Raw genomic sequence first — 14,621 nt, 5'->3', positions numbered from 1 at the left:
CTACCTGCAATCCTGCCCCATGACTGGTCCAGGTCATAAGCCTTACGGCTCTTAGAGCGGTTCCAGTTAAGATTGAAGCGTTGGAACCGCGTCTCACTATTTATTTTTAAGCATTGTCCTGCGCAAAACCGCTTTGCACTTTTGCTGGAAATGCTTTGATTGGCATGACGGAATGCACCCAGTGCGCCGTTTCATGCCAGATGGGCATTCGCCCTATACAGTCGCATCTTGCTCTGTCAGCGGCTATCCGCACGACAAAATGCCAAATAAATCAAACGGGCGACGTTTTGAGACGTCGCCCGATTTTACCGTTAGCGGCGCAGGCCGAGACGGCCGATCAGCGCCTGGTAACGTGCCTGGTCGATGCCCTTGACATAGTCAAGAAGACGACGACGCTGCGAAACCAGCTTCAGAAGGCCGCGACGCGAATGATTGTCATTCTTGTGGCCCTTGAAATGATCTGTAAGGTTAGCAATACGCTCGGAAAGAACGGCAACCTGTACTTCAGGAGAACCGGTATCGCCTTCCTTGGTGGCGTATTCCTTGATAAGTGCTTGCTTGCGCTCAGCAGTAATCGACATCGTACACCCTTTCTTGATGAGAGGAAAAAGAGACGCCCAGGCCGGGATGTCGTCCAGCGCGGGCCATTTACACGATCAGACACATATTTTGTGCGATCGCTGATGGGGCATATAGTGCAAAAACGGCAATAATACCAGCGTCAAATCAGCACCAGTATTATTGCAGTTAATTTAGCGCCCTGTGAAAACACGCTTTGGCTTGAACTGACCATGCTCAATATAACCGATCGCAAGCAATTTGCCATGCGATGTCACACAAGCCTCGTCCGCTTCAAGCGGAGCATCGCGGCCACGAATGATCACAGGATTGCCAAGACGCACGCGTTGCGCCTGATCATCAGACAATGGAACCTGCGGCAGGCAATCAAGGGCAGCACCCGTATCGATGACAAGCGCATCAAGGGCGGAGAAATCGCGGCGCGGTGCCGGCTGCTCAACAACCTCCGCCTCAGCGTCAGCTTCGCTCTCTTCCTTCTTGGGTGGAAGCGGGGGCCAGACTTCTTCAAGCTCTGCCAGCGTCACCAGATCCTCTTCGGTAAAGGGAGCCACTTCGATGCGGCGCAGATCAGAAATATGACCGTAACAGCCAAGATCGCGGCCCATATCGCGTGCAAGCGAGCGAACATAAGTGCCCTTGGAGCATTCAACTTCAAATTCGGTGCGGTTTTCGTCTGGAAACTCGACGATTTCCAGACGGTCGATTTCGACTTCACGCGCCGGAATTTCCACCGTTTCGCCTTCACGAGCCAGATCATAGGCACGTTCGCCTGCAATCTTGATGGCCGAGAACTGCGGCGGAATCTGTGAAATAACGCCGGTATAGTTTGGCAGCAAGGCTTCGACATCTGCCCGCGACGGGCGATTGTCGGAGTTCTTGGTAGCAACACCTTCCAGATCGTCGGTGGAGCGCTCTTCACCCCAGGTTACCGTGAAACGATAAACCTTGGTGCCGTCCATGACATAAGGCACGGTCTTGGTGGCTTCACCCAGCGCAATTGGCAGCATACCAGAAGCAAGAGGATCGAGTGTACCAGCATGACCGGCCTTTTCAGCGTTGAAAAGCCACTTGATTTTCGAGACCGCTTCGGTCGATCCCATACCTTTCGGCTTGTCAAAAATGACCCAGCCAGAAACCGGACGGCCTTTTTTCTTGCCCCGTCTTGCCATGCTTTATGCGTCTCCATTGCGGGAAGCGTCGTCGGCTTCACCATCTGTATTATCGGCTTCTTCATTGTCTCGTCCAAGATCGCGTGCCACTTCCGGCGAGCGCAGAAGCGCATCAATCTTGGAAAAATTGTCAAAGCTGGTATCTGCCCGGAAGCGGAACTCCGGCATGTATTTCATCTGGCTCAGGCTTGGTGCAATGCGTCCGCGAATGAATTTCGCATTCGCCGCCAGCGCCTTGATGACAGCCTGCGCATCAGTGCTGCCGAGTGGCGTGATGAAACAGGTTGCGATTTTCAGATCAGGCGACATACGCACTTCCGACACGGAAATAACGGTGCGCTCGATCAGATCATCGCGGATTTCCCCGCGCTGAAGGACTTGTGCCAACGCGTGACGTACCTGCTCGCCGACGCGTAGCTGTCGCTGGGAAAGACCGCCCGAGCCTTTCGGGTCCGGAGAACGTGCCATAATTTTATCCTCGATAAACAGTGACTAGAGCATTTCCATTTTTGATTGAATCAAAAGAAATGCTCTATCTTTTTGTTTTAACGCACATCTTGTTCCGAAAACCGGTTCCCACTTTTCGGGATGTGCTCTAAGCGGCATTCAACCCCAAGGGCTGACCGATGAAATGACTACAAATTGATAGGTTCAATTTACCACAATTCAGATGGGAGTCAGACCCTCGGAACCGGGCAATGAAAAGCCGGACCGTCCAATCGAGGACGGCCCGGTATTTAAGAGATTACAGCGTACGCGTAATGTGTTCGACGCGGAACGCTTCGATCGTATCGCCTGCACGGATGTCGTCGTAGTTTTCGAACGCCATACCGCATTCCTGACCCATCGGCACTTCCGAGACTTCGTCCTTGAAACGCTTGAGTGTCTTGAGCTTGCCTTCGTGGATAACCACGTTGTCACGGATGAGGCGTACGCCTGCGCCACGTTCGACCTTACCGTCAACGACGCGGCAACCGGCAACCTTACCAACCTTGGTGATGTTGAAGACTTCAAGAATCTCAGCATTACCAATGAAGGTTTCACGACGTTCTGGCGACAGGAGACCCGACATCGCTGCCTTAACATCTTCGATCAGATCGTAGATGATGTTGTAGTAGCGAATTTCAGTGCCCTGCTGATCAGCTGCATCGCGTGCCTGCTTGTTGGCACGAACGTTGAAGCCGATGATCGCCGCATTGGAAGCTTCAGCCAGAGATACGTCGCTTTCCGTGATGCCGCCTGCGCCTGAATGAACGATACGCGCACGCACTTCGTCGGTGCCGAGCTTTTCGAGAGCCGTAATAATCGCTTCGACCGAACCCTGCACGTCACCCTTGATGACAAGCGGGAATTCCTTCGTGCCGGTCACCTGAAGCTGGTTCATCATCTGCTCAAGCGAGCCACGCTGACCAGTCTGGCGTGCAACGGCCTTATCGCGAGCAAGACGCTGACGATATTCGGCAATTTCACGAGCCTTGGCTTCATTGGCAACGACTGCAAAACGATCACCAGCCTGTGGCGTGCCCTGCAGACCGAGGACTTCGACCGGCATTGCAGGACCGGCTTCTTTCACATGTTCGCCATGGTCGTTGACCAGAGCGCGCACACGGCCCCATTCATTACCGGCAGCAATGATATCGCCCGGACGCAATGTACCCTTCTGAACCAGAACGGTTGCGACCGAACCACGGCCACGATCAAGCTGAGCTTCGATGACGACGCCTTCAGCCGTACGTGTCGGATCAGCCTTGAGGTCAAGAATTTCAGCCTGCAACAGAACGGCTTCAAGCAGCTTGTCGAGGTTCAGTTTCTTCTTGGCCGAAACTTCGACATCGAGCACTTCACCGCCCATGGTTTCGACGAAAACATCGTGCTGGAGCAGCTGTGTGCGAACCTTCTGCGCATCGGCTTCCGGCTTGTCGATCTTGTTGATTGCAACAATGATCGGAACGCCTGCGGCCTTAGCATGATTGATCGATTCAATCGTCTGCGGCATGACGCTGTCGTCGGCTGCGACCACCAGAATGGCGATGTCGGTTGCCTGCGCACCACGGGCACGCATTGCGGTAAATGCAGCGTGGCCCGGCGTATCGATGAAGGTAATCTTATGGCCGTTCTGTTCGACCTGATAAGCACCGATGTGCTGCGTGATGCCACCAGCTTCACCCGATACCACATTGGCCTGACGGATCGCATCGAGAAGCGAGGTCTTGCCGTGGTCAACGTGACCCATGATGGTAACGACAGGAGGACGTGACACGAGTGCGGCCTGATCATCCACCACGTTGAAGATGCCTTCTTCAACGTCAGACTCAGCAACGCGCTTGACTGTATGGCCGAATTCTTCAGCAATGAGCTGCGCCATATCGGCATCGATCACATCGCCCGGCTTCATCATCTGGCCCTGCTTCATCAGGTACTTGATGATGTCCACAGAACGCTCAGCCATACGCTGTGCGAGTTCCTGAAGCGTAATGGTTTCAGGCACAGTCACTTCACGAGAAATCTTCTCGCGGGTTTCCTGCATCTGCGAACGCTTGAACTTTTCCTGACGGCGACGCATTGCCGACAGCGAACGCGAACGACCTTCATCTTCCAGATTGCTGGAGATTGTCAGCTTGCCACGACGACGATCGTCTTCGGTCTTGGTAACCTTTGGCGCACGAACTTCCGGCTTTGCCGGTGCACCGCGACGCGCGGCACTCAGGCCACCGCCACGACGATCATCGTCGTCACCCGCGGCTCCACCCGGCTTGCGCAGCTGGCTCTGTGGAAGCGGCTTGTTGGCTGTTGGAATAACATCGGCAATCGCAGGTGCTGCCGGACGTGCATTCTGCTGGGGACGACCACCCTGTGGAGGACGACCCGAATGCTGCGGACGACCACCCTGCGGTGCAGGACGGGAATCGCCACGCTGTTCCGAACGGCCTTCCGACTGCGGCATACGCTTGTTTGCTTCCGCTTCGGCACGCGCCTTGGCTTCTGCTTCCGACTTCAGACGTGCTTCTTCCTCTGCCTGACGACGAGCGGATTCTTCACGTTCCTTGGCGCGACGTGCATCTTCTTCGGCGCGGCGCTTGGCTTCTTCAGCAGCGCGAACGCGATCAGCGGCGTCGCGAACCTGCGCTTCTTCAAGCGCGCGGCGACGTGCATCCATTTCGGAACGCGACAGCGTATTCAGCACCATGCCGGAGCGATCAGACTGGCGTGGACGCTGCTGCTGGCCGGAGCGCTGCTGGTTACGCGGCTGCTGCTGTGCAACATGCGGCCGAGGCGTTGTTACGGGCGGCGCTGCTACAGGAGCTGCCGGTGCCGCTGCCACAGGAGCCTTGGGCTGCTGTGGTGCAGGCGTCGCTGCTGGTGCCGATGCCTGTGGCGCTGCAGCTACAGGAGCGGCTGGCGCAGGTGTTGCAACAGGTGCAGGCGTCGCTGCTGGTGCAGGTGCCTGTGGAGCTACAGCTGCGGGAGTTGCCGGAGCAGGTGCAGCTACAGGCTTTGGTGCCGCTGCTTCCACTTCAGGCTTCTCATCAGGCCGTGAGAACTTGCGCTTCTTAGTTTCAACGACGACAGCCTTCGTGCGGCCGTGGCTGAAATTCTGGCGCACGGTGCTCTGCTCAACGCCTGGCCGCTTGATGGTCAGCGTCTTCTTGGAGTTGACGCTCAGCGTCTTGTCGTCGTTTGTTTTATCGCTCATTACGTTTCCGTTTCCTTCGCAGCTTCAGCCGCTTTACTCGAGCAGTATCCAATCAGATCAGATCATTTTGAATAATGCTCCAGTCATCCACTTCAGTGCATGATCCAGCCCGGCAACCAAGCCGAGTATCCGTTTCATGCTCCAGAGCGGATCCCGTCTTCCCGGGATTAAGAGAACCGCTCTACTAATTTATACCACAGCAGTGTCGGACTGCCGTTTCAATTTCATAAAGCGCTCATGCAACCCTGAGGATCACGCGCTTTAAACCCTATTTCTTCACTGTCGTGATCGGAAACCGGCAACCGCCTTTCCGCGACAGTTTTGTTGACGCAGCTTCAAACGGGAAACCGGCTCCCACTTTTCCTGAAACTGCGCTAGTGGCTTTCACCACGATAGCGATGCAATAAAAGCACCCTTTGCACCACCCCGACGGATGCCTTTCCGTCGAGCACGGCTGCATGTATCACATTTCCCCCCCCAAATGCCAAATCCATTTCTTCTCCTTTGAAAAGAGAGAAGGCCGGGATTTCGGGGCCATCCATATGCACAACCACGCGGCGGGCCTGATCAAGCTTGCGAACCCCATCGGAGGCCGCTTCCTGAGCATGTAGCACAAGTGCCGCAGCGCCCGAGCGGATCGCCTGATCCACTTTAGTCGAACCAGACACCACAGCGCCCGCCTTGCGCGCCAGGGCCAGACTGCCGAGTGCGGATTTCGTCAGCAGCTGGTCAACCAGCGCGCCAAGATCCGCCTGTGGCGTTACGCCTTCCTTCAGCGCCCGCGCAAAAAGCTTGCGCTTGACGGCTTCATCGACCAGACGCCGTTCTGCCTTGACCCAACAGCCCCTGCCCGGCAGGTTTCGCTTGAGGTCCGGCACAACCGAGCCATCAGGACCTGCCACAAAACGGATCAGGTCATCAGCAGAACCGCTTTCGCGCGTGACGATACAGGTTCTGTCATTCATATCCTGCTCCACACGCAACTCCAAGCCAGGTGCAACTCCAAGTCAGGCCAGGCTTTGCCATCCACCGCCATCAACTCAATTACAAATCTGGCAGCGGCCTAGCAGAGCTTACGCCACTTCTCAACATGAAACTCTGAAACAGCAACTTTTGCGCCCGGATCGCTCCGGGCGCAAAAGCATTGTGTTCGGATACTTTACGAAGCGGCTTCTTCGTCGCCCGCTTCAGCATCTTCATCGGTTTCAACCGAAACCAGCTCGTCTTCCGTGATCCAGCCAGCCTTCAAACGCGCAGTCAGGATCATCTGTTCCGCGTCGACGCGAGAAACATCGAATGGCGACAGGATACCGGTATGGGTAACGGTTTCACCGTCTTTGCGTTCACGCCAGCCAACAAGATCGTCAACGGCATAACCAGCGAAGTCTTCGATGTTCTTCACGCCATCTTCGCCAACTGCAACCAGCATGGCTGTGGTCAGACCCGGAAGATCGCGAAGTTCGTCTTCAACGCCAAGCGCCTTACGACGATCGTCCTGCTCACCTTCGATGCGTTCCAGGAATTCGCGTGCGCGTTCCTGAATTTCACCAGCGGTGTCTTCATCGAAACCGTCGATAGAAGCGATTTCGCCTGGCTCGACATAGGCAAGCTCTTCAACAGAGGCAAAGCCTTCGGAAGCCAGAACCTGGCCAACCATCTCATCAACGTTGAGGGCTTCCATGAAGAGGTTCGAACGCTCAGCGAATTCCTTCTGGCGGCGTTCGGATTCTTCGTCTTCCGTAAGAATATCGATATCCCAGCCGGTCAGCTGCGATGCAAGGCGCACGTTCTGACCGCGACGACCGATTGCTAGTGATAGTTGGTCATTCGGGACGACAACTTCAATACGTTCCGCGTCTTCATCGAGAACAACCTTTGCAACTTCAGCAGGCTGAAGCGCGTTGACGATGAAGGAAGCCGCATCTGGCGACCATGGAATAATGTCGATCTTTTCGCCCTGCAGTTCAGCAACAACGGCCTGAACGCGGGAACCACGCATACCAACACAGGCACCAACCGGATCGATCGATGCATCGCGCGATACAACGGCGATCTTGGCGCGCGAACCTGGATCACGGGCAACCGACTTGATTTCGATGATACCGTCATAGATTTCCGGCACTTCCATGGTGAAAAGCTTCGCCATGAAAGATGGATGGGTACGCGAGAGGAAAATCTGCGGACCACGCTGTTCGCGACGCACGTCGTAAACATAGGCGCGGATACGATCGCCATAACGGAATGCTTCACGCGGGATCAGTTCGTCACGACGAACGATTGCTTCGCCGCGGCCGAGATCGACAATCACATTGCCATATTCGACGCGCTTGACAGTGCCGTTGGCGATTTCACCAACGCGATCCTTGAATTCGTCATACTGACGATCACGCTCGGCTTCGCGCACCTTCTGCACGATGACCTGCTTGGCTGACTGGGCAGCAATACGGCCGAAATCCATTGGCGGCAGCTGGTCAGCGATGAAATCACCAACCTGCGCATCAGGATTGCGATCACGTGCAGTGAACAATGAAATCTGTGTGGAGTAGTCCTCAACAGTCTCAACAACTTCAAGCAGACGTTGAAGCTTGATCTCGCCGGATTTCGCGTTGATGTCGGCGCGGATGTTGCTTTCCTGACCGTAGCGCGAACGCGCTGCCTTCTGGATCGCATCGGCCATGGCCGCAAGAACGATCTCGCGGTCAATCGACTTCTCGCGTGCGACCGCGTCGGCGATCTGCAGAAGTTCCAGCCTGTTTGCACTGACTGCCATAGGTCTCTCCTTGGTGACGCATCCGACCTTCTTCGAGAACCGGACGCCTGAAACTCACTTTGAAACTTACTTCTTTTCCGTTTCGGATTCTGCGGAACCTGCTTCTTCCGTATCATCGCTGGAGCCATCACCCAGATCATCACCGGGGATACGGCCTTCACGCAGAGCCTTGTCCTTGCGCAGCGCATCGCGGATCAGATCATCGGTCAGAACCAGACGGGCATCCGAAATCAAATCAAACGGAATACGAACAACGGGTTCATTTCCATATGAAATCTGATCACTTTCAATCACGACCGAATCCGCATCGCCGATCACGATACGACCACGAAACTTCTTGCGTCCTTCATGGACGATAGAGGTCTCGACCTTGGCAATATGTCCGGCCCAATCCGAAAAATCAGACTTACGAACCATCGGGCGATCAATACCCGGCGACGAAATTTCCAGGTGATACTTGCCGCTAAGCGGATCTTCGACATCCAGAACCGGAGCCACGGTACGGCTCAGCAATTCGCAATCTTCAACCGTCATCGTGCCATCAGGACGTTCCGCCATGATCTGCAATGTCTGACCGTTAAGGCCGGACAGGCGCACACGCACAAGGCGGAAACCCAGCGTATTGATCACCGGTTCCACGATGTTTGCTACTTTTGCATCGATGCCCGTTTCGCGAATGATCCGATCATCTACGCTCACGGCTTCAACTGCCTGTTCCTGTTCCGTCACCCGATAAACCTTTTTTACAGAGCCGTAAGTAACAAAAAAGAGCGGGACCGGGGGGACCCACTCTTGTTCAAACGACCAAGAATTTGAAACTTATATACCAGCGGATGCGAGTTTTTTCAAGGCCGCAATTTGCTTCCGTTTCAAAGCCGGATGAATGTCAGATAGGCCGCACGGCGTCCTTCACGAAAAGCCTTGGCCTCGTAGCGCGTGCCCGGCCAGCCTTCATAGGCGTCGTTCCAGTCGGATGGTCCCTCCGCCTGCCATTCAAATGCCGGATGCCTGCTGCAATGCTGGAGCGTCCAGTTGACGTAATGCTCGATATCGGAAGCGAAACGGAATTTCGCTCCCGGCTTCAGCAAACGCGCAAACCGATCAAGATTGGCGTCACTCACAAAACGACGTTTCCAATGACGACGCTTGTGCCATGGATCAGGATAAAACAGATCAATTCCTGAAAGCGAAGCTTCCGGCAGCCAGTCGAGAACCTCTGTTGCATCCTCATCGTAAAGCCGAAGATTGCGACGCTCTTCTTCATGAAGGGCTGCCAGCATCTTGGCCATACCGTTGACGAAAGGCTCGACGCCAATGAAGCCCGACTGCGGATAGCGTCCACTCTCATGATAGAGGTGCTCTCCGCCGCCGAACCCGATCTCCATGCGCACATTCTCGACCGGTGCATCGAACAAGGTTCTCAAGTCCTGTGGTGCAGGCGTGTCGAGGTCAAGTTTCAGACGCGGTAGCAAATCCTCAAACAGATTGTTCTGATGTGGACGGAGTGGCTTACCATGACGGCGGCCGAAAAAGTTTCCGGCCGCTCGTACTGGGTGGGTAGAATCGGTCATTTTAGGTCTATCAAGCTGAAAGGGCGCTCTTCAATGCCTTGGTGAGATCGGTCTTCTCCCAGGAGAAGGAACCGTCACGACCTGGCTTGCGGCCAAAGTGACCGTAAGACGAAGTCTTGGCATAGATAGGCTTGTTAAGATCAAGATGCTTGCGGATGCCACTTGGCGACAGGTCCATGACCTTGCGCAACGCTTCCTCGACCGCCGATTCATCCACCTTGCCGGTGCCATGCAAATCGACATAAACCGAAAGCGGCTGGGCAACGCCAATGGCGTAGGAAAGCTGGATCGTGCAGCGATCAGCAAGATTGGCAGCAACGACATTCTTGGCGAGATAACGCGCAGCATAAGCTGCTGAACGGTCAACCTTGGTCGTATCCTTGCCGGAGAATGCGCCACCACCATGCGGAGCGGCACCACCATAGGTATCCACGATGATCTTGCGACCCGTCAGGCCCGCGTCACCATCCGGTCCACCAATGACGAACTTGCCAGTTGGATTGATGTACCAGTTGCAGTTTGCGGCAATTGGAAGATCGCCAAGCGCTTCGCGGATATATGGCTCGACAACCGAACGGACCTTCTTGGAATCCCAGCTTGCATCGAGATGCTGTGTGGAAAGAACGATCTGGGTTACTTCAGCAGCCTTACCGTTTTCGTAGCGCACAGTGACCTGGCTCTTGGCATCAGGCCCGAGCTTGCCCGGATCGCCTTCGCCCTTGTGACGGGCTTCTGCAAGCTTTTCGAGAATCTTGTGCGAATAATAGATCGGAGCTGGCATAAGATCCGGGGTTTCACGGCAGGCATAGCCGAACATGATGCCCTGATCGCCTGCGCCTTCTTCGCCCTGACGGTCGGCTGCATTGTCCACGCCCTGTGCGATGTCGGCGGATTGTGGGTGCAGAAGCACATCGATCTTGGCTGTGCGCCAGTTGAAACCGTCCTGTTCATAACCGATTTCGCGGATCGCTTTACGGGCGGCCGAACGGAAACGGGAAGGATTGATCAGCGGATGGCCAGCCTTGTCGTGAGCGACAGAGCCGTCCTTATTCTTCTTCAGGAAAGTCTCAGGCACACGCACTTCGCCGGCAATAACCACACGATTGGTGGTGGCGAGCGTTTCGCACGCAACACGGACAGTCCAGGGGTCAACGCCCGTACGGCGCGCCTCCTTGTAAATCATGTCTACGATTTCATCGGAAATGCGGTCGCAAACCTTGTCCGGATGACCTTCGGACACCGATTCGCTGGTGAAGAGATAAGAACTGCGCGACACGGGTAACCCCTCTTGAAAATCCAACGGAGCGAATGTCCGTTATGGAAACACAGTAGCGCCCGGAGCGATAAACAGGTTCCGGGCACATCATTGTGTTAGCGAAGTTGGGATTGAACCGTCAATGTATATTCTTGTTGCGACACAGCGTTGCTGGAAAAAAACCATCCGGCTTACGCTTTTGTGAACCAATCAGAGCGCATCGCGTTGAATTTCATTCACACGACGCGCTTTTGAATGTTCTTAAAACATGTGTCCCAAAACCGGTTTCCACTTCCGGGAGACATGCTTGAAGCCTTATTCGCCTTCTGCGGCGAGCGACTTTACCAGATCGATGATCTTGCGGCGCACTTTCGGATCCGCAATTTTGGTGAAGGCCCGGGTAAGCTGCACACCTTCATTCGAGTTCAGAAAGTCGACAACGTAAGTCGCTTCATTATCCTCGGCAAAGCCTGCCTGCGATGTTGGGTTTGAACCGGGCGCATCTTCAAAAAAGAAAGATACAGGAACCGTGAGAATGGAAGAAATCGCCTGAAGACGGCTGGCACCGACGCGATTGGTGCCTTTTTCGTATTTCTGGATCTGCTGAAATGTGATGCCGAGGCTTTCGCCTAATTTTTCCTGACTGAGACCCAGCATGTTGCGGCGAAGGCGAATGCGGCTGCCCACATGCACATCAATAGGGTTGGGTTTCTTCTTATTCTCAATCATACGGCTTTCACTCCTCGCAACCGCGAGCTTTCATTCATGGCCTGTTCATCTGAACAGGGATAAAATACATTGTGGGAGGTAGTCAGACTGGTTTGCGAAAGAAACCGTCACAGCGCGAGTATAACAGCTTAACAAAATTGCCGTGTCAATGAAAACGCCGTCGGAAAGACACCCTGAACCACACGCATACGGCGAGTAGGGTTAATAGGAGTGAAAGAGTCTGTTTGCCGCCGGGTGCACTGCCCCAAAATGGGACACGCTCTTCAGGCAAATAAGCATCAATTACACCGACAGCATCGAGTGGCAATTCCTCGATGATTCGACCATAGGCATCAACGACAGCCGAAATTCCATTATTAGCTGCACGAACCAATGGCAGGCCCTGCTCGACGGATCGCACCTGCGCCTGTCGGAAATGCTGATACGGCCCCGGCGTATCGCCATACCATGCATCATTGGTAACGTTGACAATCGATGTCACTTTGCGGCCCGTATAGGACAGTTCATCCGGGAAAATTGCTTCGTAGCAGATCAGCGGCAGGAAGGTCTGCCCTTCCATTACATTGATCGCGTGACGCCTCTTGGCGGCGGTAAAGCCACCCGGCATCTCCACCACTTCCTGAAGCCCGAGACTGCGCAAGATACCTTCAAAGGGCAGATATTCGCCGAAGGGCACAAGATGCACCTTATCGGTATAATCAGTGATCCGACCCTGACCGCTGATTGTGAGGATCGAGTTGTAATAACGCGGGTCGCGCCGGGGAACGAGTTCTTCGCGCACTGCACCGGTGAGCAGCACCTGATCATCGCCAATCACCTCGCCGATCCGCGTGAGCGCCTCGGGCGTCGATGACAGGATATAAGGCACTGCCGTTTCAGGCCAGATCACCACGTCAGGCTTTGGTTTGCCCTCCACTGGCGCCTGTTGCGTCATGGCAATGAACTTGTCGAAGATCGCACGGCGTTCGTTGTTGTCCCATTTCAGGCTTTGCGAAATCGAAGGCTGGACAATGCGGATCGACAGAGTTGTCCGATCAGCATCGAGAGCTGGCGCATTCGACAGCGTCCAGGCGCCAAAGCCGATATGGGCTGTGATCAGCAAACCTGCCAGGAGGATGCCGCTCTTTGCCAAACGCCCGCCGCTCAACAGCGCAGGTGCCGAAAAAACCAGTGCCGCAAGCGCGCTCATCCCGACAAGACCGATGACTTCCACCGATTGCATCATCATCGGCGTAGGCATTGCGGCATAGCCGAGTGCATTCCACGGAAAGCCCGTGAAAACGAATGTGCGCAGCCATTCGGTAAAACCAAAGCCCAGCGCTATCGCAAAAATACGCCCGATACCGTCCGACCAGAACAGCCGGGCGACCATGGCAGCCAACCCATAAAAAATCGCAAGAAATGCCGGAAGCCCAAGAACTGCGAGCGGTATGGCCCAGGCAAATTGTTGCGCATCGACAAGAAGCGCCGTGCCGATCCACCAGAGGCCGGACACGAAATAACCGAAGCCGAACCACCAGCCGATTAAACCTGCCGGGAAAAAACGCCGGATAGGGCCTTTGTCTTTATCGGGGATGGCACCATCAATAAGCCAGACCAGCAGTGGAAAGGCGATGAAGCCCGCAATGAAAATATCGAATGGCGGCTGGGTCAGCGTCGCAACAGCGCCACTGAGAAAAGCGGTCAGCGCACGACGCCAACCGCTCAAAGAAGAGATCTTCCCCGCAAGCCTCTCTATCATCAAGCCTCTTTGGACGTTTCCGTTGTTTCAGTCATGACCTCGGATCCGTCCTCCGATTTCGCAGGGCTCACGGAACGCTGCTGCCTGCGACGGTCCGCTTCAGAAAGAGGCACGATCCGAACACGCTTTACGCGACGCGGATCGACTTCGAGCACATGGAACTCATAGCCCTGAACCGCCTGCACGACTTCGCCGCGCAATGGAATACGTCCCAGAACGGAGAAGATCAGACCGCCGACCGTGTCGACGTCCTCGCCATGCTCACCCACTTCAAATGAAGGGCCGATCTTCTGAGCCAATTCATCAAGATCTGCACGGGCATCGACGACGAACACGCCATCAGCCTCTTCAGCGATCATGATTTCTTCATCGTCATGTTCGTCTTCGATGTCACCGACGACCATTTCAACAATGTCTTCGAGCGACGCCAGTCCATCGGTGCCGCCATATTCATCAATGACCAGCGCCATCTGAATATGGGATGCCTGCATGCGCGCCATCAGACCGCTCGCCATCATCGACGGTGGCACGAACAACACCTTGCGCATCAGATTAAGCTCACCAATCGTCTTGGTGAGATCAATACGTCCCATGTCGAACTTGGCAGCGCTTGCCTCGGCGGTCTTGCGCGCCGTCGTACGACGGGTCGTCTTCTGACGTGCCTGCTTGGTGATATAATTGAGCACATCGCGGATATGGATCATACCACGAGGATCATCCAGCGTTTCGGCATAGACCGGCATACGCGAATGGCCGGAACTTTCAAACAGCTCCAGCGCTTCCCAAAGCGGTGTGGAAATTTCAACCGCCACCACATCGGCACGCGGGATCATCACATCTTCGACGCGGATTTCACGCAGACGCAGGATATTGTGCAGCATCGCCTTTTCTTCAGGCGAAAAAACTGAGTCCTGCTCACTTGCGGTGCTGGAAATTGCATCGGCCAGATCTTCACGCAAGGAAGACGACTGGCGCGAACGCATGAAAGGAAAAATGTTCGACAGAAGGGAACGCTTTTCGGTCGCCTGCGACCGCTGCGTACTTTGCCCTTCAGAATCTTGTGTGTCGCTTCGGCTATCGCCTGCGGACGAGGAATTGCTTTGGTCAGCCATG

Annotated in this window: 12 protein-coding genes; all 12 read right to left on the bottom strand. The window is 55.0% G+C overall.

Annotated elements, in window-relative coordinates; all coding sequences use genetic code 11:
• Window positions 1–311: 311 nt before the first annotated feature.
• The gene (rpsO, locus tag ACSME1_RS07210; RefSeq protein ID WP_024898336.1) at window positions 312–581 is read right to left on the bottom strand and encodes a 30S ribosomal protein S15; all 270 of its coding nucleotides are present in this window, start codon (window positions 579–581) and stop codon (window positions 312–314) included.
• A 171-nt stretch (window positions 582–752) separates the two neighbouring features.
• Entirely contained in the window at window positions 753–1,748 is a 996-nt protein-coding gene (gene truB, locus ACSME1_RS07205; protein WP_105705543.1) for a tRNA pseudouridine(55) synthase TruB, read from the bottom strand.
• Between the two features lie 3 nt (window positions 1,749–1,751).
• Window positions 1,752–2,216, bottom strand: coding sequence for a 30S ribosome-binding factor RbfA (gene rbfA / locus ACSME1_RS07200; protein ID WP_024898338.1), 465 nt, complete (start codon window positions 2,214–2,216; stop codon window positions 1,752–1,754).
• Between the two features lie 277 nt (window positions 2,217–2,493).
• Entirely contained in the window at window positions 2,494–5,442 is a 2,949-nt protein-coding gene (gene infB / locus ACSME1_RS07195; protein ID WP_105705544.1) for a translation initiation factor IF-2, read from the bottom strand.
• 374 nt (window positions 5,443–5,816) lie between these two features.
• The gene (locus ACSME1_RS07190; protein WP_036567503.1) at window positions 5,817–6,407 is read right to left on the bottom strand and encodes an RNA-binding protein; all 591 of its coding nucleotides are present in this window, start codon (window positions 6,405–6,407) and stop codon (window positions 5,817–5,819) included.
• Window positions 6,408–6,601: 194 nt separating this feature from the next.
• Window positions 6,602–8,212 carry a transcription termination factor NusA gene (gene nusA, locus ACSME1_RS07185; protein WP_024898341.1) on the bottom strand — a complete coding sequence of 537 codons (1,611 nt, stop codon included), beginning with the start codon at window positions 8,210–8,212 and terminating at the stop codon, window positions 6,602–6,604.
• A 66-nt stretch (window positions 8,213–8,278) separates the two neighbouring features.
• Entirely contained in the window at window positions 8,279–8,941 is a 663-nt protein-coding gene (gene rimP / locus ACSME1_RS07180; protein WP_024898342.1) for a ribosome maturation factor RimP, read from the bottom strand.
• A 140-nt stretch (window positions 8,942–9,081) separates the two neighbouring features.
• Window positions 9,082–9,783, bottom strand: a complete 702-nt coding sequence (gene trmB, locus ACSME1_RS07175) for a tRNA (guanine(46)-N(7))-methyltransferase TrmB (protein ID WP_024898343.1) — start codon at window positions 9,781–9,783, stop codon at window positions 9,082–9,084.
• 10 nt (window positions 9,784–9,793) lie between these two features.
• Entirely contained in the window at window positions 9,794–11,059 is a 1,266-nt protein-coding gene (gene metK / locus ACSME1_RS07170) for a methionine adenosyltransferase (RefSeq protein ID WP_024898344.1), read from the bottom strand.
• Window positions 11,060–11,353: 294 nt separating this feature from the next.
• Window positions 11,354–11,767 (bottom strand): helix-turn-helix domain-containing protein, encoded by a 414-nt coding sequence (locus ACSME1_RS07165; RefSeq protein WP_024898345.1) that lies wholly within the window; start codon window positions 11,765–11,767, stop codon window positions 11,354–11,356.
• A gap of 145 nt (window positions 11,768–11,912) precedes the next feature.
• A complete protein-coding gene (gene lnt, locus ACSME1_RS07160; protein ID WP_024898346.1) occupies window positions 11,913–13,508 on the bottom strand; it encodes an apolipoprotein N-acyltransferase in 1,596 nt (531 codons plus the stop codon).
• Window positions 13,508–14,620, bottom strand: a complete 1,113-nt coding sequence (locus tag ACSME1_RS07155) for a hemolysin family protein (protein ID WP_024898347.1) — start codon at window positions 14,618–14,620, stop codon at window positions 13,508–13,510. Before ACSME1_RS07155 ends, lnt begins: the two co-directional genes overlap by 1 nt.
• Window position 14,621 lies beyond the last annotated feature (1 nt).

The sequence above is a fragment of the Brucella pituitosa genome, assembly GCF_965577835.1.
GTDB lineage: Bacteria > Pseudomonadota > Alphaproteobacteria > Rhizobiales > Rhizobiaceae > Brucella > Brucella pituitosa.
The sequence above is the reverse complement of the archived record's forward strand: the minus strand, read 5'-3'. Positions and strand labels throughout refer to the sequence as shown.